This is a genomic window from Pseudomonas sp. H3_E04 (assembly GCF_054668915.1).
This window is the reverse complement of sequence record NZ_CP162797.1, coordinates 2,578,135-2,603,232: the sequence shown is the minus strand read 5'-3', so window position 1 is coordinate 2,603,232 and position 25,098 is coordinate 2,578,135. Positions and strand designations below refer to the sequence as shown.

17 protein-coding genes are annotated in these 25,098 nt (G+C 56.9%); 8 read left to right on the top strand and 9 right to left on the bottom strand.

The window, feature by feature from the left end; genetic code table 11:
* Window positions 1–16: 16 nt before the first annotated feature.
* The 6 genes from AB4N53_RS11620 to AB4N53_RS11595 form a co-directional block, all read right to left on the bottom strand.
* On the bottom strand, window positions 17–1,909 hold the full coding sequence (locus AB4N53_RS11620; RefSeq protein ID WP_460120613.1) for a glycosyltransferase family protein: 1,893 nt from the start codon (window positions 1,907–1,909) through the stop codon (window positions 17–19).
* Window positions 1,910–1,935: 26 nt separating this feature from the next.
* Window positions 1,936–6,225 (bottom strand): glycosyltransferase, encoded by a 4,290-nt coding sequence (locus AB4N53_RS11615; RefSeq protein ID WP_460120611.1) that lies wholly within the window; start codon window positions 6,223–6,225, stop codon window positions 1,936–1,938.
* Complete coding sequence (locus AB4N53_RS11610; RefSeq protein ID WP_460120609.1) at window positions 6,212–7,582, bottom strand: ABC transporter ATP-binding protein; 1,371 nt, start codon at window positions 7,580–7,582, stop codon at window positions 6,212–6,214. Before AB4N53_RS11610 ends, AB4N53_RS11615 begins: the two co-directional genes overlap by 14 nt.
* On the bottom strand, window positions 7,572–8,399 hold the full coding sequence (locus AB4N53_RS11605) for an ABC transporter permease (protein WP_460120607.1): 828 nt from the start codon (window positions 8,397–8,399) through the stop codon (window positions 7,572–7,574). Before AB4N53_RS11605 ends, AB4N53_RS11610 begins: the two co-directional genes overlap by 11 nt.
* Entirely contained in the window at window positions 8,399–8,827 is a 429-nt protein-coding gene (locus AB4N53_RS11600; RefSeq protein ID WP_460120605.1) for a cupin domain-containing protein, read from the bottom strand. Before AB4N53_RS11600 ends, AB4N53_RS11605 begins: the two co-directional genes overlap by 1 nt.
* Before the next feature lie 496 nt (window positions 8,828–9,323).
* Window positions 9,324–10,310, bottom strand: coding sequence for a glycosyltransferase family 2 protein (locus AB4N53_RS11595; RefSeq protein ID WP_460120603.1), 987 nt, complete (start codon window positions 10,308–10,310; stop codon window positions 9,324–9,326).
* Window positions 10,311–10,844: 534 nt separating this feature from the next.
* Here AB4N53_RS11595 and AB4N53_RS11590 point away from each other — a divergent pair.
* The 3 genes from AB4N53_RS11590 (at window position 10,845) to fabF (ending at window position 14,765) form a co-directional block, all read left to right on the top strand.
* Entirely contained in the window at window positions 10,845–12,839 is a 1,995-nt protein-coding gene (locus AB4N53_RS11590) for a polysaccharide biosynthesis protein (RefSeq protein WP_460125427.1), read from the top strand.
* Window positions 12,840–12,949: 110 nt separating this feature from the next.
* Window positions 12,950–13,285 (top strand): helix-hairpin-helix domain-containing protein, encoded by a 336-nt coding sequence (locus tag AB4N53_RS11585; protein ID WP_122603623.1) that lies wholly within the window; start codon window positions 12,950–12,952, stop codon window positions 13,283–13,285.
* Between the two features lie 205 nt (window positions 13,286–13,490).
* Complete coding sequence (gene fabF / locus AB4N53_RS11580) at window positions 13,491–14,765, top strand: beta-ketoacyl-ACP synthase II (RefSeq protein ID WP_460120601.1); 1,275 nt, start codon at window positions 13,491–13,493, stop codon at window positions 14,763–14,765.
* Here the strand turns inward: fabF and AB4N53_RS11575 are convergent.
* From AB4N53_RS11575 to eat, 3 genes are all read right to left on the bottom strand, one after another.
* Window positions 14,762–15,319: a TetR/AcrR family transcriptional regulator gene (locus AB4N53_RS11575; protein WP_460120599.1), complete on the bottom strand. Its 558-nt coding sequence runs from the start codon at window positions 15,317–15,319 to the stop codon at window positions 14,762–14,764. The two genes, fabF and AB4N53_RS11575, sit on opposite strands and share 4 nt — an antisense overlap.
* Before the next feature lie 137 nt (window positions 15,320–15,456).
* Window positions 15,457–15,624, bottom strand: coding sequence for a DUF2897 family protein (locus AB4N53_RS11570; RefSeq protein ID WP_016770901.1), 168 nt, complete (start codon window positions 15,622–15,624; stop codon window positions 15,457–15,459).
* Between the two features lie 219 nt (window positions 15,625–15,843).
* Window positions 15,844–17,208: an ethanolamine permease gene (eat, locus tag AB4N53_RS11565; RefSeq protein WP_460120597.1), complete on the bottom strand. Its 1,365-nt coding sequence runs from the start codon at window positions 17,206–17,208 to the stop codon at window positions 15,844–15,846.
* A 562-nt stretch (window positions 17,209–17,770) separates the two neighbouring features.
* Between eat and kdpF the strand changes: the two genes are divergently transcribed.
* From kdpF to AB4N53_RS11540, 5 genes are all read left to right on the top strand, one after another.
* The gene (gene kdpF, locus AB4N53_RS11560; protein WP_007899818.1) at window positions 17,771–17,860 is read left to right on the top strand and encodes a K(+)-transporting ATPase subunit F; all 90 of its coding nucleotides are present in this window, start codon (window positions 17,771–17,773) and stop codon (window positions 17,858–17,860) included.
* An 8-nt stretch (window positions 17,861–17,868) separates the two neighbouring features.
* Window positions 17,869–19,563: a potassium-transporting ATPase subunit KdpA gene (gene kdpA / locus AB4N53_RS11555; protein WP_460120595.1), complete on the top strand. Its 1,695-nt coding sequence runs from the start codon at window positions 17,869–17,871 to the stop codon at window positions 19,561–19,563.
* 10 nt (window positions 19,564–19,573) lie between these two features.
* Entirely contained in the window at window positions 19,574–21,631 is a 2,058-nt protein-coding gene (gene kdpB, locus AB4N53_RS11550; protein WP_460120593.1) for a potassium-transporting ATPase subunit KdpB, read from the top strand.
* A gap of 127 nt (window positions 21,632–21,758) precedes the next feature.
* Window positions 21,759–22,304 carry a potassium-transporting ATPase subunit KdpC gene (kdpC, locus tag AB4N53_RS11545; protein WP_460120592.1) on the top strand — a complete coding sequence of 182 codons (546 nt, stop codon included), beginning with the start codon at window positions 21,759–21,761 and terminating at the stop codon, window positions 22,302–22,304.
* Between the two features lie 132 nt (window positions 22,305–22,436).
* Window positions 22,437–25,088 carry a DUF4118 domain-containing protein gene (locus AB4N53_RS11540; RefSeq protein WP_460120590.1) on the top strand — a complete coding sequence of 884 codons (2,652 nt, stop codon included), beginning with the start codon at window positions 22,437–22,439 and terminating at the stop codon, window positions 25,086–25,088.
* Window positions 25,089–25,098: the final 10 nt, after the last annotated feature.

Genomic DNA, 25,098 nt, shown 5'->3' with positions numbered 1-25,098 from the left:
CAGGCTCCAGTATTTTTCAGAGTTTGCCGAGTTTTTCGCAAACATCTGGCATGGAATAAAGTTTGAAGTCGTCAGTCAACGTGTAGAGCTTGATGGCACAGGGGGCCTGGTCAAAAGCGAAAGGAATATTGACCTGGTAGCCTGAGCGAACTGCGTCGGGCGCTTTCAGCGACTTGGCTACATCCGGTCGGGGCAGAGTAATATCCGCAACCGCCTTGATCTTTGTCCCCTCAAGAATCACGACAAACTGACCATGAGCTTGAGAGTTCGAGATGTGGGTCCAGCCGCGAACTGAAAAACCTCCATTGATTTTGTGGATTTCATCAATGGTGCCATTGGCCACTTCATCAATAAACGGAACTGTCAGACTCAGCTGGTTTGCAGTAACTTTCAATCTCGAAATCAGAGAATCTTTCTGGAAAGAACTGACAGTGTTCATTTGGTTGAGACTATTGATCAGACGGTTAAACGTCGCGATCAATGGTGTTTTACGGGTGTCTGTTGAAGAAAAAGTCTGCCCCCATGCGAATAAGTTTGTCCAGCACATCCACGCTGCGACGATCAGCAATAGCAGGCCGTGCAACTTCAGAGAGTTTTGGGTAGTTGTTTCAGTCGACCGATGTACGGTTCTAAAGATCAATTGCTGCGCTGCGCATGCGAGTAATACCCCCAGGAACGGGATGGTGACAAACAGGTATCGTCCTTGTGGTTGGGGCAAACTTTTTTGTGAGGCCAGCAAACTGAGAATGAATATGGAGGGGAACAACCCCAAAATCATTATCAGCGGAATGATGTAATCAACAGCGTACTGTTTTTTCTCAAACAGTTGCCGGTTGGCGAATGCCTGATACAACGAAAAAATAATCAAGCTGAGAAACAATAGCCCCGCCACCCTGTAGTAGCCGGTGGGGAGGATGACATTCATCCATCCTGTGATAGAGAAATAGCTTTTCAGCGTGAGCTCTGTCCACGGTATCAGCGACTCAACATTTAGCAGGTGATCTGCGCATCCGACAAAACAGGTGCCGTAGCCTGCTGCCGGATTGGCTTTGTGAAGCTGGACGAAGGCGGCTTGTCCCGCAAACCCTGACACTTCTCCATAATGGGCGTAGGTTATAATCAGCAGAGGAGCCGCAACAGCCAGTGCGGCTGTGATTATCACGATTGAATGTTGTTTTCCTGCGCTTCTTTTGAAGTAGTGGTTGCTCAGCAACAAAAGAATAACGAACACTGCGGCAGGCAAAAAGTAAGCCTTGGCTAAAAACAGTGCGCCGAGTGCCATCCCCTGGAAAATTGCTCTTTTGCGAGTAGGCTGAGCCACATAGGCAAATAGCGCGCTAAGAGTCAGCGCTACGCTCATCAGGCCGTAGCCATCACTATTAAAGTAAGAAAATACAAACGTTACTTGAGGGATCAAGGCCACGGTCGCGCTGATCAATACCGACGTTGTATTTCCCAGACCAATGGTTCGAGCGATGCGAAACATTGCGCAGACAAAAACACTGCCAAATATCCAGTTGATACTTCTCGCCGCGATGTAGAGAAAACTGTCAGGCACAAGCCAGCCGAACAGGTTCGTCGTCAATAACGCGCCCAGTACATGGGGAAATGGCAGGCCGTGGTACCAAAACTCTCCTGGCTGCCAAGTGCGTCCGGAAATAGGCCCTTTGAAGGCTTGCAAGGGCGCGCTGGCTTCAGGCAAGGAGTGGTATGAATTCAGATACTCCAGCAGGAAGAAGTGAGTCGATTCATCAGGGGCGCCATTGAATGCTATGCCGTTTGACCAGAACGCGACCACAAAGAAATACAGTACTGCCAGCATGAGCTGGCAGTACTTGTCCGAGGCGAGTCTTGGTCCTCGATTAGCATTATTTCCAATCACTGATGTGCCCTGTATTTTCAGCGTCATGATATTAATCTTGCGGCCCCTGAAAGCTAGATTTTAACTCTAGGCGGCCACGCCAAACCGAAATCCTCATGGTCCAGTGTCAGGTTCGGACTGTAGGCATAATCGCATTCGATGTTCGGCCAGCGAGATTTTATATACATGACTTCATTTTTGAAGCGCTCTTTCTTCTGCGGAGTGTCTTCCAGCCCGCGCGTTGCTGACTCATGGTGATAGAGCTCGGCAAAAGGAGTCCAGACGTTCAAATACCCGGCCTCCTGTACCCGCAGGCAGAAGTCTACATCGTTGAATGCGATTTTGAGGTTCGTTTCATCCAGGCCCGCGACTTCGTTAAAGATGCTCTTGCGGATTATCAGGCAAGCGGCGGTGACTGCCGAAAGTTCCTGAATCAACCCGGCTCTGCAGAAATATCCGTAATCGCCTTTTGGCAAATACTTATGTGAGTGCCCAGCAACACCTCCCACGCCGACGATTACCCCACCATGCTGCAGGCGATCATCGGGATACCACAAGCGCGCGCCTACTGCACCAACCTTGGGCTGTAGCGCAATAGAGACCATTTCGCTCAGCCATTGCGGGGTGATAACTTCGATGTCGTTGTTAATCAGGCCAATGAGCTCTCCACGCGCTTCTTTTACGGCCTTGTTGTTGAGTGCTGAATAGTTGAAGGGGCCATCATCACGCATCACCTTGATGTTGGGCAGCCGCTTGATTTCTTCGAAATATTTCAAAGACTCCGGATCATCCGAACCATTATCGATCAAGATGATTTCGTAGTTGCTGTAAGTGGTAAGTGAGTGGATGCTGTCGATGCATTGTTTTACCAAGGCATGGGCATTGCGGGTCGGAATGAGCAGGCTAACCATCGGCAGTGCTTCGGGCAATTTGTAGTGCACGCGGTACATCCCCATTGGCAGCAGCTCGGTGTGACCAATATTGCCTTGGCGATGCAGGTGTTCATCAAGCGCCTTTACACCTGCTAGTGCGGCATATGGTTTCTCATCACCGGCCATTGCTGTACTGCCACTGTGCATCCGCCAGTGGTAGAGGACTCGCGGAATGTGGATGATTTGATCGCGACGCAACTTTTCGACACAGCGCAAGGCAAGGTCATAGTCCTGCGCACCTTCGAACCCGGCGCGGAATTGGCCCACTTCAGTGACCAAATCCCGGCGGTAGACGCCCAAATGACAAATCATGTTCTGCGAGCGGAACAGGTATTCATTCCAGTCGGGTTTGAAATAAGGAGTGCTGCGTTGACCCTGGATATCGATTTTGTCTTCGTCGGAGAAGATCAAACCAACCGACGGATTCTCGATAATCGTACGAGCAACCCAATACAAAGCGTTTTCCGCTATCAGGTCGTCGTTGTCCATCAACGCTACATAATCGCCTGTGGCAATTTCCAGGGCAGAGTTGCTTGCTCGAGAGATGTGCCCGTTTTCCCCTCTGAAAATAACTTCGATGCGCTTGTCTTCGCTCGCCAGTGATTTCAAGTAGGCGCTGACTTCAGTGTCTGTGGAGGCGTCATCGGCCAGGCACAGTTGCCAGTTGGGATAGAGTTGAGCCTTTACACTATCGACGGCTTCGCGCAGGAGATTCAGTGGTGGGTTGTACACCGGCATGATGATTGAAATCAGTGGTGCATTGGTCCAGCGGCTGATCTCTTTCGCCATGCGCATGCGCGCATCTGCGTCAAGGGTGTCGTAGTACCTGACCCACAGCGAATAGTCATGGCGATCAGGAACGTCCCGTGTTTCCTGCCCCGCAAACTCCAGATTTTCAGGTCGACTTAGCCAGCGCAGGCGAGCCACGATCCCGGCAGCACCTTGTGCTTTCCAAATGCTATGAACTTTCTTCAGAGTATTGCCCAAGCCGCCACCGCGATTGATGAGCTTCGGAATAAGCCTGAGCGCTTTTTCCGCGCGCCGTCCCCATACAATGGATTTGCGAAGTGGCGCAGTTATCAGCCAGCTCGTCGACCCTTGCAGAGCCTGGATCGTCAGATTCAGGTTGTGAATGTGAGTGTCTTTCTCGTGCACAACCAACGCCAGTTCCTTCGCAACCGAGTCCAACTCGTTCGTAGCCAACTCTAACTCGTTGGTAACCAACTCGAGATTCTGGCGAAGTTTGCTGTTCAATCCGAGCAAGACGGGCAAGGGATCTTGGCCGTCGAACCGTTGCTGTTCTAAGCCTGGTTCAAGTTTCAAACCGAACTTTTCAAAAACCTGACGATTGTCGTAAACCTGAAGTTTCAGTTCCAGTACTGACTTGTCAGGATTTGCCAGTTGATCAGTCGTAACCGGCAGGATGGCATACACATCGTCAGTAGTACTGAGCAATACGTTGCTTTTCTCACATCCATTGAGAAGATTGACCATTCCTGCGTACTGGGAAAAATCAAGGTCGCCGCTCCATTCCCACTCGACGCTGTTTTCGTTGAGTATGCGCAATGAAGTTATTGAGAAATAGGCCCGTGTGTTTACCGGGTCCAGGCGCAAATATCTTGATGTCGCAGGCACAATGCCCAACGGAAATGTTAGAGTCTGCTGACCAAACTTGATCTCGCGGTGGATGACGTCTTTTTCGTTAAAACCATTATCTTTTTGCGCGTAATACAGCGATGCGCAAGGGCTCGAAACGGTTTCCAAAGGCACCGGGTTGACGGATTCTTCCGGTAACCAGTTTATGAACATGTCACGGTTTCGACCCGTTACCTGTTCTTGAAAGAGAGACTCTACGTCAATGTACCGATCAAGTTGTGCAGCGGTGACGGACGAGCCCGCAGCATTGATCAGCGCAGATACAAATTCCCGTCGAGTAAACTGTCGCGGTCCCTTCGGTAGAGGGCCGGCGTTCGCCAGAAGCAATAGCAGCCCGCGCATCAATAGATGGCCGAACTCGATGCCCGTGGTTGCTTCCCACTCCAGATCGATCAGATGTGGGGTGCCGTCGCGTTGCAATACGATGTTCTGCGGAACCGCATCAATAAACCTCCCGGGCAGGCGCTCTTCGACGCTCACCAGTGGAAGCTTCACTCCTTGCGCGGTCAGAAGGTAGCGTAGATGTTCGGTGTAGGTTCGCATGAACGCTGAAAACTGCTCAATTGACCAATGCGGATCTCTGGCGATTGCCAGGAAGTCCATGCTCAATACGCGACCTTGAACATAGCGATCTGATTCAGGAAGGATGAAATTGAAACCGCTTGCATCGCTTCGTAGCGCTGGCGCGCCCAGGCGAGTGTATTGGACGCTGATACCTTCAGGGGTCTCAACGAACAGAGCTTGTTTACAGTAAGCTGCTTTTCGGTTTGTGCTGAAATGATAGGCCAGAACATTATCGTCAATCGCTTTGTCATCGGTGCAGGACGCTGCAATCAGGAACGAATTGGCCAGTTCCAATCCCAAGTCATTGCCAGTAATTACAGGCCATGCCTTCTCGAGGTTGAAGGACAGGTCCGATGGTAGCTGCGGATCTTTTTTGACATTCTGGACACTCAGGCTGCCTGAGTCGAAGTTAGCCGTCAGGGCGCCGCGCTCGGTGATAATGGAATTCGGAATTTTGTAGTCAGGGCTCGGCGACAGGAACTCCGATTGCTTGTAACCGGCGCGGGATAGCAGTTCTGCAAGTTCCTTGCGGCCGTAGGTTTGCGGTTGCCCCGCATTGTACCGACCCTCGATGCCATACATCTTGATGCCAAGGTGATCTTCTGGGGCTCCGGCGAAGTATTTCAGGCCGAGCTGATTTTCGATCGCGATGAATACTCGACCTTCCGGCGTGAGCAGCTCGCGAATGCGTTTGAGCATCGCGCAGGCCGGGTCCGGGTCGGCACTGAACATGCTGGCGTATTCCAGTACGCCGATCAGCGTAATGGCATCGAAGCGCTCTTCCGTTTTAAAGTCATCGAATCGTTCGGAGAGAACCGTGACATTTCCGAGATCCCGGGTTCGGCTGGCGGCGATGGCTGCCCGACGCGGGCTGCCTTCCAAGCTTAGAATGTCGCCACCACACTCACCAAGGTAACGGCTTATTGCACCGCACCCTGCGCCAATCTCGAGGACGCGTCCCTTGAGGTAAGCTTCGAACGGACGAAGGATATTTCCACGAGCTGAGCTGAGGTGGTAAAGGGTGGCCCAGTCCTGACAGTACTTCGGAAGCTCCTGTGAAAAAACCGAGACGTCACTGGCGTTGCGAACAATCCGAGCCAGATGGTTTTCCGCATGGTCGCCGTCGCTATAGGCGATGCCTTCATAGTCGGAGCGTAGCCATACGCCAGTTTCCGGGTTGCGGGAGTATCCGTTGCGCTCAAGCTCGAGCATTGTTATCTACCTGATCAAAATCCATGGAAACAGCCAAATCTATCAAGCCATGATGGTGAGGTGTTGGCGAGACGATGAAGTGGATGGAGTCATACCGGCGGTCATGCGGAACGATCTCTTCGCCTTGGCGAGAAGCGATCCCGACGGAGATGAAATAGTCACCCGAAGCCAGTTTGTTCTGAAAACTCAGACGAGCCTTGGCGTGCGTGCCCGGGGCGCCCATCTGGTTAATCTCATTGCAGTCAAGCAAAACCGAATTGGTGCCGTAAATGGTCACGCCTTCTTTCGTCTTAATCGTGAAGCCTACGATGGGATTGACGACGAGATGATTGAACTTGATTGCCAGCGATAATGAGATATGGTCGCCCGCATCTATGGTGTTCGGAAAGTCGCGGCCGTTGGCGCTTAGGTGGAAATCGAGTAGTGTCGCCGCCCCATCGCCCCATCGGTATTCGTGAGGATTGTAACCCGTCTGCATTGAAAATCTGTCTTCACTGAAGCTCAAACTTTCGCTCGCATCGACTGGCGCAATTGCCTCGTTGGTGACAACTGACTCCTCAGGCTGCTGCTTTTCAAGCGATTGGCGTTTGTCTTTGCCGAACAATATATCGAGGTAGCGATTGATGACAGGGCGAGACTTGTCAATCATTTCGACTCGGCTACGATCCAACAAAATAGCGCGTGAGCAATGAGTCACCACTTGTTCGCTGGCGTGAGTCACCAAGAGAATGCTGGTGCCGTTGTCTTTCAACTGACGCAGACGCTCGAAACACTTTGCCTGGAACCTGGCGTCGCCTACAGACAGGGCCTCGTCGACGATCAAAATATCGGGGTCCACCTGTGCTTGTACAGCGAATGCCAGCCTGACGGCCATACCGCTTGAATAAGCTTTGACGGGTTGGTCGATGAATTCGCCAATGTCTGCGAAGCTGGCGATGGCATCGAACCGTTGATCGACTTCATCGCGGCTAAGTCCGAGGACAGCTGCGTTAAGATAGATATTCTCGCGTCCGGAAAATTCTGGGTTAAAGCCCGAGCCCAATTCAAGCAGCGCAGCGATTCGACCGCGGGTCTCCACGACGCCGGTAGTAGGCGTCAGAGTTCCACTGATGATCTGCAGCAGAGTCGATTTTCCTGAGCCATTTCTACCGACGATACCAACCGTTTCCCCTCTTTGGACGCTGAAATTGACGTCTCGCAACGCCCAGAATTCTTTGCCATAGGTAGTGACAGGGCGCCCGGTCATTCTTTGCAATCGTGGTACGAAAGTCTGTTTGAGTCGATCCTGAGGCTTTTCATAGGAATAAAAGCATTTGGAGACGTTGTTTACGCTGATTGCGAAATCATCAGAGGACATCAGCAAATCCTTTCCGTGTTTTTTGGAATACCCAATAGCCTGCAGCCGATATCAGAGCTCCGATAACGATGGCCAAGCAGAGATTGCTCCATTGAGGCAGTTGCCCGAACAACAGTACGTTCCGGCTTTCCTCGATGATATAGGTGAGCGGGTTGAGTTTCATCCAGGGTTGATAGGCAGCTGGAAGTGCCGCTACCGGATACATGACAGGCGAGAGAAATAGTAATACGGTTGTAAGGACACCGATGACATGGCTCACGTCTCGCAAAAACACACCAAGGGATGCCAGGAACCAGCTGACCCCTAATGTGCCGAGAACCAGCGGCAACATAATCAGCGGAAGCATGATCGCGGTCCACGGTAAGGCATGAGTCAGAATTAGCTGTGCCAAGAGCAGCACGATTAAGCTGATGCCGGTATGAAACAGTGCCGATCCGAGGGTGATCAACGGCAGAATTTCCAATGGGAACACGACTTTCTTCACATAGTTGCTGTTTGCAAGAACCAGCGAAGGTGAGCGATTTGCACACTCGGCGAATAGCCCATGCATGATCATGCCTACGAAAAGCAGGACTGCAAATTGTCCCTTACCGGCGTCTTCGCCCACCCATCGAGCCTTGAAGATCTCCGAAAAGACAAATGTGTAAACAGCCAGCATCAGGATCGGGTTGAAGAAGGACCATGCCAGTCCCATGACCGACCCTCGATAGCGGCCGATGACTTCCCTTCTGGTCATCTGGGCGATTAACTGTCGATTGTGCCAGAGGCTTCGCAGCAGGCTGACAGGTCCACTTGCCGGAGAAAGATGTGGGTTCACTATGCAAATACCTCGGCGTTTTGCAGCAATACGGCCGCTTGGTCTTTAATGAATCGGGCGGGATGGATATTCAGTGGCCAGTTGAATTCGATCGCTGGATCGTTGTACGCCCAGTTCCGCCCGCTGGAAGACGCGCGATAATCCGCTGATTTGTAGAAGAAGAACTCGGATGACTCTGGCAGTGCATCAAGTCCGCGGGCGAAACTGGCCTTCTCGAAAGATTTTTGATTGAAACGCTCATCAATGAAACCACCCTCATCCCCAAAAACCGGTGGCTCGAATAAACTGACATCTGGAGTGGAAAGAGGTGTGGCTTTCATCGTTGTAGAGTCTTCACCAGAAAAAAGAGAAATCTTCACACTAGCCTGGATGAACCGGCCGGAATGCAAAGTCATAAGACTATTGGCGGGGCACCTGGCACGGCGCATGGCCAATTCTTCTGCGGGTCAGGGGAGTCATAAACGCTCGATTGACTGAGGCTGCATTAAACAACCCGCCGCACCAGTAGCCTTAGAGCGCATTGATCGGCCTCGAGAGGTTTTCCATTCTGTTTCATTCGTTCCCTCTTTTTTCTCAGGTCTTTTTTTGCTCTACAGCCTGAGCCGTATTTCTGTCTGATTTCTCAGGCTGGCAGTCATGCTCGTAGCCTGGTTGCGTAAACAGATGAAACAGAATGTGGATGCGATGCCGTTCTCATCAACCAAGGCCCGAAACAAGCTTTAAATGGCTTCATGCGCCTTAGCCTCCAGTGAAACAAGCAGACCCTCTGTCTAGTGATATTCCACAGAAATGACTGATAGTCAGTCATCCTTCGCCCGAGGCGCGCGGCACCTTACCATATCTGCTGCATGGGGGCATCTCGGTAGAGCATCATCTGGAAAATGGCGTCGGGATTCAGGCTGGAGATGGAACGATAGTGCGATCTCAAATTTTGTTCATGCAGGTAGCAACGAAGAGGCTGATATTGCCTTTGTGAGTTTGACGGTAGACGCCGGATTTCCGCATCAGGGAAAGTCTTCGCAGCAGCGGGCTTTGGCGAGCCCACTCAAATCTTTCAAGTGTCAAGCGATTGTCGGGCGTCAGTTTTTTCTTGAAGTCGGCCAGTATGATCAGGTTCTGATCGCTCCATACATTGAACCGTCCAGAACACATTTTGCGTAAGCGAGTCACGCGCTGCTTCAATCCGGAATTGGCACCAATCAAATTGCCACCATGCTGTCTGTAGTCAAGCGTAGGGATTGGGTCATAAATGACCTCGCCCCCGCATCCGCTGACAAGAATGTAGGTCAACCAATCGTGGGCAACAATAACCGCGTCATCGGGCGTTTCTGCCAGCAATGCTCTTGCCTTGCGATTGATAAGCATGGTGTTGGCCCCTGCAATGCTTTGTACCAAAGCATTGCGGAAACCCGGCGGAGCCATGAAGAACGGAGAATGTCCGATGACTTTGCAATCCGCAGAAACAAGGCGGGTCCTCGAGCAGTAGAGCGCAGGAACTTCTCCGACTTTGGCCAGGCTGGCAATGCTTCGCTCCAACTTGTCCGGGTACCAGACGTCATCTTGGTCACTGAATGCAAAATAGTCGGCTTGTAATGCCGGATTTTTGATTAATGAAAGAAAGTTTTTTGCGAAGCCCTGACGTGGCCCTTCGAGGAGGACCAGCCGATGTTCGCCATGTTTATGCTGGAAGTCTTGAAGATAATTGATGGTTTCGTCACTTGAGCCATCATCCGAAGCATAGATTACCCACTCATCATGAGTTTGCTTGGCAAAGGAATCCAGTTGCTCTTCGATAAAAGCAGCGCCGTTGTAAGTGCAGAGCAAAATCGCAACTTTAGTGCCACCGGTCGCAAGCGCATTGTTTCCCTTAACGCAGGAATTCAAATGGGTGGTGTCGTGTAGCGTGGTCATTTTTTAATCTCAAGAATGCCGAGTTAAATACAGCGACTGGGACTAAGCTTGTGGCTTCACCGCTCGGGAGGTATGCAAATCAGAGGTCGGCCTTCCGAGAGAAGGCTGTGACCGGGACGTTGGTAGATATTGCACAGTACACATACGCAGCTCGGCATTTTAAAGGGAATTGCCCGAAAAGTCTGTTGATACGGCACTGTCGGGCACGAAAGTGTTCCTATGCAGCAGGGCTCCCTTTAGCTGCCTCGGATTGTGAAGTCTCTGACGATTGCGAAGACGGTGGGCACAGGCCCACGCTGCCGCCTCAACGGTGCCCCGGGGTGAGAGGCGGAGGTGAAATGTGACATAAGCGTCTCTGGTGGGAGGATTTGCCATTGAAAACGTTATGGGAAACAGGCTTTCAGCTACCTTTATCCGAAATCATCTGCTCATTCGTGTCCATTGATCAATCGCATGTATGTGCCCAGCGCTTTCCGGGGCGTACAATCCATCCGCGCATTCAGGTGAGGGAGCGATAAAGTGGCGGATGATGTTATGGACAGACTCAGGGGCTTTCTTGTAGGCCTGCCGCGTCGAAAAAAACGGCTGATCCAGGTCTTCACCGACGTCGTGCTTGTCTGGATCTCTCTCTGGCTAGCTTTCATCGTGCGGCTCGGCATCGATGATATGTATAACCCGTTGAAAGTCCACTTCTGGCTATTCGTAAGCGGGCCTGTTATCGCGATCCCTCTTTTCATTCGCTTCGGTATGTACCGCGCCGTCATGCGTTATTTTGGCAATGATGCCTTGGTCGCAATCATTAAAGCCGTCAGCCTATCGTCTTTGATCCTTGCCCTTGTAGTTTACTGGTACAGTAATCATGAGGCGATCGTCCCGCGTTCGATTGTCTTTAACTATTGGTGGCTCAGCTTGGTCATCATCGGAGGCTTGCGTTTATGCATGCGCCAATACTTCATGGGCGACTGGTTTACCGCCGCACAGCATGTGCCGTTTACCAATCGGGATGACGGTCTGACCAAAGTTGCCATCTATGGTGCTGGCGTAGCGGGCAATCAGTTGGTTGCGGCATTGCGCATGGGGCGCGTATTGCGGCCCGTTGCGTTTATCGATGATGACCCGGGGATCTCCGATCGGTCAATTTCGGGCCTTCAAGTCTACAAGCCTAAACACATTCAACAAATGATCGACGAAACCGGCGCTCAGGAAATTCTTCTTGCGCTACCGTCGTCTACGCGCGCTCGGCGCAGGGAAATCCTGAATCTGTTGGAGGCTTTTCCGCTTCACGTCCGCAGCGTTCCTAATTTTACCGATCTGGCCAGTGGTCGAGTGAAAGTTGAAGATATCCAGGAAGTAGATATTGCCGACCTCCTCGGTCGCGATGCAGTACCCGCGCAGGAAGACCTGCTGGAGCGCTGCATCAAAGGCAAGTCAGTAATGGTTACCGGGGCCGGAGGGTCAATCGGCTCGGAGTTGTGTCGACAGATCTTCGCCTTGGGCCCGACATCTTTGATTTTGTTCGAGCACAGCGAATTTAACCTCTACAGCATTTTGTCTGAACTTGAGCAGCGCGGAACTCGCGACTCGACGCCTGTGCGTTTGTTACCGATCCTCGGTTCGATCCGCCATCAGGAGAAGCTGCTGGATGTGATGAAAACCTGGAAGGTTGACACTGTTTATCACGCGGCAGCATACAAGCATGTACCGATGGTCGAGCACAACATTGCGGAGGGTGTGCTGAATAATGTGATCGGCACGCTTAATACGGCGCAAGCAGCATTGCAGTCAGGAGTTTCCAATTTCGTGCTGATCTCGACCGACAAAGCGGTCCGCCCGACCAACGTTATGGGGAGCACCAAGCGTCTGGCGGAATTGACGCTTCAGGCCCTGAGCCGTGAAATCGCCCCTGTTTTGTTTGGCGATAAAGCCAACGTTTCCAGAGTTAACAAAACCCGTTTCACCATGGTCCGTTTCGGCAATGTGCTCGGCTCTTCCGGCTCTGTCATCCCGCTGTTCCATAGCCAAATCAAAGCCGGCGGACCACTGACCGTCACTCACCCAAAAATCACCCGCTACTTCATGACCATCCCCGAAGCCGCGCAGTTGGTCATCCAGGCTGGCTCAATGGGGCAGGGCGGCGACGTCTTCGTGCTGGATATGGGCGAGCCGGTGCGGATCGTTGAGCTGGCGGAAAAGATGATTCACCTGTCCGGACTGAGTATCCGATCGGAGCGCAACCCGCAGGGCGACATCTCCATCGAGTTCACCGGTTTGCGTCCAGGCGAGAAGCTGTACGAGGAATTGTTGATCGGGGATAACGTCGCAGCCACGTCGCATCCGATGATCATGAGCGCAAATGAAGATCACCTTCCGTGGGACGTTCTGAAAGCCCGCTTGGATGAACTGCTGAAAGCCGTGGAAGCCGACGACTACACCCGCGTCCGCCAGCTCCTGCGCGAAACCGTCTCCGGCTACACTCCCGATGGCGAAATCGTCGACTGGATCTACCAGCAACGTCGTCTTGAGCCCTGATTGTTTCACATCCTGTAACGCTCGCATTTTTGACTTCCCTCCGTCATGACCTACGTTTGGAGAGCAGCTTGGGAAAAGCTGCTTTCTAAAACGATGATGGAGCGTCACTTATGCGTACCGGTTATTTCTACTCGCTGATCTTTGCTTTCCTCACCAGCGCCTCGATTGCTGCGATTGCTGCCCCTGTAGCGCCCACCGAGACAACAAAGGCGCCTTTGCTGATGGATGCGGCTGCGCCCTCGGCAAGCGCGAAGGTCGATCTCAATGGCGCGGATGCGGCAACGTTGCAGAAGGAGTTGGCGGGTGTGGGGGAGGCGAAGGCGCAGGCGATTGTTGCGTATCGGGATACAAATGGTCCGTTCGCGTCGGTGGATGAGTTGCTGGAAGTGAAGGGGATTGGTAAGGCGATTCTGGATCGCAACCGCGACAAGCTGGAAGTGAACTAAGCTGACAGTTCAACGCCGAGAGGCCGGTCATTGACCGGCCTTTTTATTGAGTGCCGATCTGGTGGATGCCTGAACGCTGAAAATTACGGCTATCATATTGTGGTTTGATTATGCCTATAATAACTTCGCTCGGGACTGATTCAGCAGCCGAATCGCAGCACACCGATGCACGTCGAATTTTGAATTGATAAGGGGTAACCATGGTATGAACCAACGTCGAGTCGTCGTCACGGGCATGGGCCTGGTTTCACCTTTGGGCAGTGATGTTGAAATCGTCTGGCAGCGTTTGCTGGCCGGTCGTTCCGGGTTGCGCAACCTGCCCGATGCGGTTGTGGCTGATCTGCCGACCCGGGTCGGCGGGAGTGTGCCGACGGTGGAGGAGGATGCCGAGGCCGGGTTTGATCCGGATCGCGCCACGCCGCCCAAGGAACAGAAGAAGATGGATCGCTTCATCATGTTCGCCATGGAAGCGGCGCGGCAGGCGCTGGAGCAGGCTGGCTGGCATCCTTCAGAAAGCAAAAGCCAAGAGCGTACCGCAACGATCATCGGTTCCGGTGTCGGTGGTTTCGGTGCGATTGCCGATGCGGTGCGTACCACCGACAGCCGTGGTCCCCGGCGTTTGTCGCCGTTCACCATTCCATCGTTTCTAGTCAATCTCGCGGCCGGTCATGTGTCGATCCAGCACGGCCTCAAAGGGCCATTGGGTGCTCCGGTTACCGCATGTGCCGCCGGGGTTCAGGCGATCGGCGACGCAGCGCGGTTGATTCGCGCAGGTGAGGCGGACATCGCCGTATGTGGCGGTGCGGAGGCATCGATCGATCGCGTCAGTCTCGCTGGTTTCGCGGCGGCGCGGGCGTTGTCCAGCGGCTACAACGACACCCCTGAGAAAGCCTCACGTCCTTTCGACAGTGGGCGTGATGGTTTCGTGATGGGCGAGGGCGCTGGTTTGTTGGTGATCGAATCGCTCGAGCATGCGATGGCACGCGGTGCGACGCCGTTGGCCGAACTGGTCGGTTACGGCACGACCGCTGATGCATATCATCTTACCGCCGGGCCGGAAGATGGCAGTGGCGCTCGCCGGGCGATGCAATTGGCACTGGCTCAGGGCGGTGTAAAGCCGGAGCAGGTGCAGCATCTCAACGCCCATGCGACGTCGACGCCGGTTGGCGATTTGGGCGAGTTGGCGGCGATCAAGGCGTTGTTTGGCACGCAGAACAAGATCGCCGTAACGTCGACCAAATCCGCTACCGGTCATTTGCTCGGCGCGGCCGGCGGGCTGGAGGCGATTTTCACGCTCCTGGCGATTCGGGATCAGGTAGTGCCACCAACGCTCAACTTCGAAAACCCGGATCCGGCGAGCGAAGGGGTAGACATCGTGCATGGCGAGGCGCGCTCCATGTCGATCGAATATGCCTTGTCCAACGGCTTCGGTTTTGGCGGGGTCAATGCGAGCGTGTTGTTCAAGCGCTGGAAAGCTTAATCGCTCGATTGCTTGAGATGTTCGCGGGTGACGTCGAGGATGCGCTGGGCGAAGTCGGCATCTGCGACGCTGCGTGACAGCAGCAGTGCACCGGCCAGGGTCGCCATGATGACAATGCTGCGATCGGCGCTGTTCTCGCCTTCGAGCGTGGCCTGAATTTGTTCGAGGCGAGCATTGAGGACTTCGTCGCTGGTGGGGCTTGGCTGGCCGCGCAGGCCCAGCTCGGAGGAAATGGTCAGCAGCGGGCAGCCTTCGTGGGGCGAGGTCTGATGCCACTCCGACAGGTAGGTGTCGATAAAGACTTGCAGCGGGTTTTCCTGCGCGAAGATCTCTTCGCACAGGCCCGCGACTTGCTCGCCGGCCTCTTGCAGGGCTTTTTCGACCAGCTCTTCCTTGGATTTGAAGTGCGAGTAGAAACCGCCATGGGTCAAGCCCAGGGCTTTCATCAAAGGCTGCAGGCCGGTGGCGCCGATACCGTCCTTGCGAAATCGGGCGGAAGCTTCCTTGATGATGCGCTGATGGGTCTGGGCTTTGTGATCTGGCGAGTAACGCATGTGGAGCTCTCCGCGACGATGCTGCCATCTTAACCACGGAAGATTAAATGGTGACTGTACTTCTAAAATCTAAAAAGCCTGCGATTAAGTCCGATTGCCCTGGAAAAACAAACCCCGCCATTGCGGCGGGGTTCGTATCAGCGGTCCTGTGCGTCCTTGGCATCCGCTTCAGCATTGCGCTGCGCAACGCGCTTGCGTTCTTCGTCGGTCAGTTCGACCTTGTTGGCGGTGTCGCGCAACATCATCAATCCGCCAACAATCGAGCCGATCGCAACGACCAGAATCAACCAGGCATACCAGGGCATAACGGCTCTCCTTAATGGCAGCTCGACGGGCGAGGACTTCGCCGTGCGATGCTGCATACCACCTTTGAGCGAAACGACTTCGCAGTGGTTCCATTCTAGGCCGCTTGCTACCGGTGCATCCGAAATTCCTGTGAGCTGCTGAAGGCTGCGATCTTTTGATCATGAAAAGCAAAGATCGCAGCCTCGTTTCACTCGTCAGCTCCTACGGGGTACGGGTCGTTACAGGCCTGTGAGCATGGCATCCGCTGGCGCATCGGCGCGCAGTTGCCCGGTCAGCATGAAGTAGCAGAAGCCGACCGCCATGAAACCGAGGAAAATCAGCCCTATTAGTGTGTTGAACCACGCCATCGCTACCAGGCAAACCACGGCCAATATCAGTGCAATCAGGGGCACCAGCGGATAGCACGGCGCGCGAAACGTGCGTTCCAGATTCGGTTCCGATTTACGCAGTTTGAACAGGCTGAGCATGCTCATGATGTACATCACGATTGCGCCGAACACGGCCATGGTGATCATCGCGGCGGTGAGCGTCATGCCGCCGAGGTTGATCAGGCCGTCGCTGTAGATCGCCGCGATGCCGATGAGGCCGCCAGCGATGATTGCGCGGTGCGGGGTCTGGAAGCGCGACAGTTTTGCCAATGAGGCCGGCAGGTAACCGGCGCGGGCGAGGGCGAAGAACTGTCGTGAGTAACCGAGGATGATGCCGTGGAAACTCGCGACCAGGCCAAACAGGCCGATCCACACCAGCATGTGCAGCCAGCCGGAGTTGTCGCCGACCACGGTTTTCATCGCTTGCGGCAGTGGGTCGTTGATGTTGGCGAGGGTGCGCCAGTCACCGACGCCGCCGGCGAAGAACATCACGCCCATCGCCAGCAATACCAGGGTCAGGATGCCGCTGATGTAAGCCTTGGGAATCGTGCGTTTCGGGTCCTTGGCTTCCTCGGCGGCCATCGCTGCGCCTTCGATGGCGAGGAAAAACCAGATGGCGAATGGAATCGCCGCGAACATCCCGGCAATCGCCGGCGCGCCGAAGACGTCGGAACCGGCCCAGCCATTCAGCGCGAAGTTGCTGAAGCTGAACGCTGGCGCGACCACGCCCATGAACACCAGCAACTCAGCCACCGCCAGCACGCAGACGATCAGCTCGAACGTCGCGGCCAGTTTCACTCCGAGAATGTTCAGGCCCATGAACACGATGTACGCGCCGACCGCCGCGTGTTTCGGGTCCAGCGCCGGAAATTGCACATTCAGATAAGCGCCAATCGCCAGAGCAATCGCTGGCGGGGCGAAGACGAATTCGATCAGCGTGGCCAGTCCGGCGATCAATCCGCCTTTTTCGCCAAACGCGCGGCGGCTATAGGCAAACGGCCCGCCGGCATGGGGAATAGCGGTGGTCAGTTCGGTGAAACTGAAGATGAAGCAGGTGTACATGGTCGCGACCATGAATGAAGTCACGAGAAAACCCAGCGTACCGGCCACGCCCCAGCCGTAACTCCAGCCGAAATATTCCCCGGAAATCACCAGCCCCACGGCAATGCCCCACAGGTGCAACGTGCCCAGCGTGGGTTTGAGTTGTGTGTTCATGCGCTTGCTCCCTGAACGGTTTGGAAAGCTCAGGGAAGGGCGTGTGCAGTGGGCGTGCCATCGCCGTGAAACAAGTCGTAATAAGTTGAAAACTGTCGCAGAGGGGATGATTCACGCTGAATGTGCAGGGAAGGTGCGCCAGTTGGGTGCGATGTTGGTTGTGCTGCCGTCTTCGCGGGCAAGCCCGCTCCCACAGTTGGAATGCGTTCGTTCGGATAACCATGACACATGTGGGAGCCGGGCTTGCCCGCGAAGAGGCCTGTTCGAACAGCACAAGAATCAGCTCGGCCAAGTGCGATGTTGGTTGTGCTGCCGCCTTCGCGAGCAAGCCCGCTGCCACATTTTGAAATGCGCTCGCCCAAACAACGCCTACACCTGTGGGAGCGAGCCTGCTCGCGAATAGGCCCGCCCATACAACGCAAAACCCACCTGTAAAGCCCGCATAAACCCACTCTTTACGCTTTCTTTATGCCCCGCCACACCCCTCGCTCTCGTTCCTTTACAGCCTCCTTCCCGACAATCGCTGCACACACGGCAATACGCCGTTACACGGAGATCTTCCATGAGCGTTCTGGACGGGGTGTCACTGCTGTTGGCAGTGGGGCTGTTCATTTATCTGTTGGTTGCGCTGTTGCGCGCGGACCGGAACTAGGAGCGGCTATGCACAGTTATGACTATTGGCTGATCCTCGGGTTTTTTGCGTTGGTCTTGCTGCCGGCGCCGTTCCTCGGGCGCTTCTACTACAAAGTGATGGAAGGCCAGCGCACCTGGCTGACACCGATTCTCGGCCCGGTCGAGCGCGGTTGCTATCGTCTTGCCGGGGTCGATGCGCAGGCGGAGCAGAGCTGGCAGAAGTACACGCTGGCACTGCTGGCTTTCAACCTCGCCGGTTTCCTGCTGCTGTTCGCGATCCTGTTGTTTCAGGATCACTTGCCGCTGAACCCGCAAAACCTGCCTGGCCAGGAATGGACCCAGGCGTTCAATACCGCGGTCAGTTTCATGACCAACACCAACTGGCAGTCCTACAGCGGCGAAGCGACTCTCAGCTATCTGAGCCAGATGGTCGGTCTCACCGTGCAGAACTTCGTCAGCGCCGCCACCGGCCTGGCCGTGCTGGTCGCGCTGTGCCGTGGCATTGGGCGCAAATCGGCGCAGACCCTCGGCAACTTCTGGGTCGACATGACTCGCGCCACTCTCTATGGCCTGCTGCCGCTGTGCCTGCTGCTGGCGCTGTATCTGGTCTGGCAGGGCGTGCCGCAAACCTTCGCCCAGTACGTAAATGCCGTGACCCTGCAAGGCGTCGATCAGGTGATCCCGCTCGGCCCGGCCGCCAGCCAGATTGCGATCAAGCAACTCGGCACCAACGGTGGCGGTTTCTTCGGGGTCAACTCGGCGCACCCGTTCGAGAACCCGACCGCGTGGAGCAACCTGTTCGAAGTCGCTTCGATCATCCTGATTCCGGTGGCGCTGGTGTTTACTTTCGGCCACTACGTCAAGGACCTGCGTCAGAGCCGGGCGATCATCGCCTGCATGCTGGCGTTGTTCCTGATCGGCGGTGCGACATCGTTGTGGGCCGAGTATCAGCCGAATCCGACCCTGAACAACGCCGCCGTCGAGCAGACCGCGCCGCTGGAAGGCAAGGAAGCGCGCTTCGGTACCACCGCGACGGTGCTGTGGTCGGTGACTACCACGGCGGCCTCGAACGGTTCGGTCAACGGCATGCACGACAGCCTCAACCCGCTGAGCGGCATGGTTGCGCTGGTCAACATGATGGTCGGCGAAGTGATCTTCGGCGGTGTCGGCGCCGGGCTATATGGCATGTTGCTCAACGTGCTGATCGCGGTGTTCCTCGCCGGTCTGATGATCGGTCGTACGCCGGAATACCTCGGCAAAAAACTCCAGGCCCGCGAGGTGCAATTGCTGGTGGTGACGCTGCTGGTGATGCCGGTCGGTGTGCTGGTGCTCGGCGCGATTGCCGCCACGGTTCCCAGCGCTGCGGCAACCATCAGCAACCCCGGCCCGCACGGTTTCAGTCAGTTGCTCTATGCCTACACCTCGGCCAGCGCCAACAACGGCTCGGCGTTCGGTGGCCTCAGCGCGAACACGCCGTTTCACAACCTGATGCTGGGCCTGGGCATGTTGATCGGCCGCTTCGGCTACATCCTGCCGGTGCTGGCACTGGCCGGTAGCTTGGCGATGAAGAAAAGCGCACCGGTTGGCCAGAACAGCTTCCCGACTCACGGCCCGCTGTTCGTGACCCTGTTGACCGTGACCATTTTGCTGGTGGGCGGCCTGACGTTCTTGCCGACACTGGCGCTCGGTCCTGTCGCCGAACATTTAAGTATGGGCTTCTAAGGAATCCATCATGAATATGCCTGCAATCAAACCCGCCGCCGTCAAAGCGCCGGAACAAGCCAAAACCGCGATCTCGGCCCTGTGGCGCCCGGCGCTGGTGCAAGCCTTCGTCAAGCTCGACCCTCGGCAATTGGCGCGTTCGCCAGTGATGTTGGTGGTCGAACTGACGGCGATTTTCACCACCGTGCTGTGCTTCCTTCCGAATGCCGATGTGCCGACCTTCGTCGCCGCACAAATCGCCCTGTGGCTGTGGTTCACCGTGCTGTTCGCCAACTTCGCCGAGGCCTTGGCCGAAGGTCGTGGCAAGGCTCGCGCCGACAGCCTCAAGGCCGGCAGCGAAGGCCTCAGCGCCCGTTGCCGTCAGGCTGATGGCAGCTTCAAGATTGTCCCCGCCGCCAATCTGCGCAAGGGCGATGTGGTGCGTGTCGAAGCAGGGGAGATGATCCCCGGGGACGGCGAAGTCATCGAAGGTATCGCGGCAGTCAACGAAGCGGCGATCACTGGCGAATCGGCGCCGGTGATCCGCGAGTCCGGCGGCGACCGTTCCGCTGTCACCGGCAACACGCGGCTGGTGTCCGACTGGCTGCTGGTGAAGATCACCGCGAACCCCGGTGAATCGACCCTCGACCGCATGATCGCGCTGGTCGAAGGCGCCAAGCGCCAGAAGACCCCCAACGAAGTCGCGCTGGATATCCTGCTGATCGGCCTGACCCTGATCTTTCTGCTGGTGGTCGTCACCCTGCAACCGTTCGCGCATTTCGCCAATGGCAGCCTGCCGCTGGTGTTTCTTGTCGCGTTATTGGTCACGCTGATCCCGACCACCATCGGCGGTCTGCTGTCGGCCATCGGTATCGCCGGGATGGATCGGCTGGTGCGTCTCAACGTCATCGCCAAATCCGGCCGCGCGGTGGAAGCGGCGGGTGATGTGCACGTGCTGTTGCTCGACAAGACCGGCACCATCACCTTCGGCAACCGTCGCTGCAGCGCGGTGTACGCCGCTCCGGGTGTAACCGGTCGTGAGTTGGCCGAAGGCGCGTTGTTCGCTTCGCTGGCCGACGAAACCGCTGAAGGCAAATCGATTGTCGAGTTCCTCCGTGGCCTGCATCCACAACCGGAGCCGGCCCCGGAAACCCTGACCGCCGTGCCGTTCAGCGCGGAAACCCGCTTGTCCGGCGTCGATTATCAGGGCCGCGTGTATCGCAAAGGCGCGGTGGATTCGCTGCTGGCGTTTCTCGGTCAGCAGCGCACCGATCTACCCCCGGCGCTGGCGCGCGAGATCGACAAGATTGCCCAGAGCGGCGGCACGCCGTTGCTGGTCTGCGCTGACGGCAAGCTGCTTGGCGCGATCCATCTCAAGGACGTGGTCAAACCAGGCATTCGTGAGCGCTTTGCCGAGTTGCGCAAACTGGGGATTCGTACGGTGATGGTTACCGGCGACAACCCGCTGACCGCTGCTGCGATCGCCGCTGAAGCGGGCGTCGATGATGTGCTTGCCGAAGCCACGCCGGAGAAAAAACTCGCGCGGATTCGTCACGAGCAGAACGACGGTCGCCTGGTCGCCATGTGCGGCGACGGCGCCAACGACGCCCCGGCCCTGGCCCAGGCAGACGTCGGCATGGCGATGAACGACGGCACGCAAGCGGCGCGCGAGGCGGCGAACATGGTCGACCTCGACAGCGACCCGACCAAGCTGCTCGACGTGGTGCAGATCGGCAAGGAATTGCTGGTGACCCGTGGCGCACTGACGACGTTTTCCATCGCCAACGACATCGCCAAATACTTCGCGATTCTGCCGGCGCTGTTCGCCTCGATTTACCCGCAGTTGGGCGTGTTGAACATCATGCACTTGAGCAGTCCGCAGAGCGCGATTCTCTCGGCGATCGTGTTCAACGCACTGATCATCGTTGTGCTGATTCCACTGGCATTGCGCGGCGTGCGCGTGCAGGCGGCGAGTGCGGCGGCGTTGCTGCGGCGCAATCTGCTGATCTATGGCGTCGGCGGGATTGTCGTGCCGTTCGTGGGAATCAAGGTGATCGACATGCTGCTTACGGCGTTGCATCTGGTGTAACGCTTTCGCCAGCAGGCTCGCCCCACCTGTAATTGCATTCCCCTGTGGGAGCGAGCCTGCTCGCGAAGAATGTGCCACTGCTTATCTGACTCAACACAGTACCGGTTTCTGAATCGAGGATTCTGCAATGTCCACAATGATACGCCCAGCTCTGACCCTGTTGGCGCTGATGACCCTGATCACCGGCGTCGCCTATCCGCTGGCAGTGACTGGCATCGCCCAGGTCGCTTTCCCGGCTCAGGCCAACGGCAGCCTGATTCACGACGCCGACGGCAAAGTCCGCGGCTCGGCGCTGATTGCTCAGGATTTCAGCGGCGACAACTGGTTCCACCCGCGCCCGTCCGCCGGGGCTTTTGCCACGGTCGCCAGCGGCGCCAGCAACCTCGCGCCGAGCAATCCGGCCCTGGCGACCCGCGTAATCGAAGATGCGCAAAAACAACAAGTCGTTGGGCAGGGGCCGGTGCCCCTGGCCTTGCTGACCACCTCCGCCAGCGGTCTCGATCCGCACTTGCCTCCGGCGGCAATTGCCTATCAACTGGCGCGTGTCGCGGCAGCGCGCAATCTGCCGGTGTCGACCTTGCAGCAATTGCTCGATAAGCACATCGAACAACCGCTGGTGGGGCCGCCGGTGGTGAATGTGCTGGAGCTGAATCTGGCACTGCAAAACCTGTAATCGGCGGCGCGACCATTCGCGAGCAGGCTCGCTCCCACCTTTGGAATGCATATCCATGTGGGAGCGAGCCTGCTCGCGAAGGCGCCCTGACAATCACCGCATAAACATCAGAAGAAAGAGAGCATCCCCAGCATGAGCGACTCCGGCCGCGCCGACGCATTGTTAGCAGACCTGCCCCGCGATGGCCGTGGCCGGCTCAAGGTTTTTCTCGGCGCGGCGCCCGGGGTCGGCAAGACCTACGCCATGCTTCAGGCCGCGCATACCCAACTACGCCAGGGCGTGAAAGTCCTTGCCGGCGTGGTCGAAACCCACGGCCGCGCCGAAACCGAAGCCCTGCTCGGCGGCCTGCCGCAGCAACCGTTGGTGCGCAGCGAATACCGTGGCGTGCTGCTTGAAGAAATGGACCTCGACGGCTTGCTCGCGGCCAAACCGAAGCTTGTGCTGGTGGATGAACTGGCCCACAGCAACGCCCCCGGCAGTCGCCACGCCAAGCGCTGGCAAGACATTCAGGAACTGCTCGCCGCCGGCATCGACGTGTTCACCACGGTCAACGTCCAGCATCTGGAAAGCCTTAACGATCAGGTGCGCGGCATCACCGGCGTACAGGTGCGCGAAACCCTGCCGGACTGGGTGTTGCAGGAAGCTTTCGAGCTGCTGCTGATCGACCTGCCGCCACGTGAATTGCTTGAGCGTCTGCGCGAAGGCAAGGTCTACGTGCCGGAACAGGCCCGCGCTGCGATCGACGCTTTTTTCACCCAGACCAATCTCACCGCACTGCGCGAACTGGCGATGCAGACCGCCGCCGCGCAGGTCGACAACGATCTCGCCCAGGGCTATCGCCAACTCGGCCAGGCCGCGCCGGCGGTGCGCGGGCGTTTGTTGGTCGGCATCGATGGCGATGCGCAGGCCGAACGTCTGGTGCGTCACGCCAGTCGCGTCGCCCAGCGTCGGCATCTGCCGTGGAGTCTGGTGCACGTCGACAACGGCAGCGCCCGTGACGAGCAATCGCGGTTGCGTCTGCAAAGCGCCCAGCAACTGGCCGAACGCCTCGGTGGCGAAGTGGTGCTGTTGCGCGCTGGCGAAGTGGCGAAAACCCTGATTCAACACGCCGCCGAACGCCGCGCAAGTCTGTTGTTGGTCGGCCAGTCGCGGCCACGTTTGCGCCGTCGATTGTTCGGCGGTGGCTTGGCGGCGCGCCTGCTGCGTCAGGCTCACGGTCTGGAAATCAACGTGCTCGACAGTGACCACGAACAGCATCAACCGCGCCCGCGCAATTCAGTCACGCTGGTGTGGTTCGACTACGCGCTGGCGCTGGTGGCGACGTTGTTGGCCAGCGCGTTGGCCTGGGCGGTGTCGAGCGTGTTGCCGCTGCCGAACATCTCGCTGGTGTTTCTCGCGGCGGTGTTGCTGGTGGCGGTGCGCAGCAGCCTCGGCCCGGCGCTGGCCTGTGCGGCGCTGTCGTTCCTCACCTACGATTTTCTGTTCATCCCGCCGAATTTTTCTTTCAGCATTCAGCGCGAAGAAGACGTGCTGACGCTGCTGTTCTTCCTGTTGATGGCGGCGCTCACCGGCAACCTTGCGGCGCGTCAGCGGCGGCAGTTGCAGGCCTTGCGCGATACCCAGGAAGAAACCAGCGAACTGCTCGACCTGTCGCGCAAACTCACCGCCGCGACCGACCGCCAGGCCGTGATCAGCGCCGCCGCGCAGCACCTCGAAGGTTGGAGCGATGTGCAATTGTGCCTGCTCAACCGCGACGGCCACGGCGGCTGGAAAGTCGAAACCGGCGGGCCGCTGCAATTCACCGAGGCCGAACGCGCCGCCGCCGATTGGGCCTGGCAACACGATCAACCGGCGGGCAAGGGCACCGGCACCTTGCCGCTGGGACGTTGGTGGTGGTGGCCGTTGTCGGTCGAGGACGGGCCGCTGGCGTTGCTCGGTGTTTGCGCCAAGGAAGGCCAGAGCTTGAGCGGTCAGCGTCGACGTTTGCTCACCGCGTTGAGCCAGCCGCTGGCGCAAGCCCTGGCCCGCGCGCAGTTAGCGGATGACCTAGAAGCGGCGCGTCTGCACGGCGAAACCGAACAGTTGCGCAGCGCCTTGCTGGCCTCGGTATCCCACGATTTGCGCACGCCGCTGACGGCCATGCGCGGTAGCATCGACAGCCTTTTAGCGCTCGGCGAAGCGATCCCGCTGGAGGATCGCCGCGAGTTGCTCGAAGGCACCCGCGATGAAGCCGAACGCCTCGACCGCTACATCCAGAACCTGCTCGACATGACTCGCCTCGGCCACGGCGCCCTGAAGCTGGCGCGGGACTGGGTGTCGCCGGCGGACATTGTCGGCAGTTCGCTCAATCGCCTGCGCGCGGTGCTGGCGCCGCTGCACGTCAGCACCGAGGTGCCGGCCGAGTTGCCGTTGCTCTATGTGCACGCGGCGTTGATCGAGCAGGCGCTGGTCAATGTGCTGGAAAACGCCGCGCGTTTTTCTCCCAGCCACGGTCGCCTGGAACTGCGCGCCGGTGCCGATGAACAGGAGATTTTTTTCGCGGTGAGCGATGAAGGTCCGGGGATTCCCGAAGAAGAGCGCGCGAAGATTTTCGATATGTTCTACACCGCCGCGCGCGGTGATCGCGGCGGGCAGGGCACGGGTTTGGGACTGGCGATCTGTCAGGGCATGGTCGGCGCCCACGGTGGGCGTATTTCTGTGGCTGACGGCATCGACGGGCGCGGCACCTGTATCACCTTGCACCTGCCGTTGCAGGCGCAACCGGGGATGGACGGTGAAGCTTGAAGTCGACTGC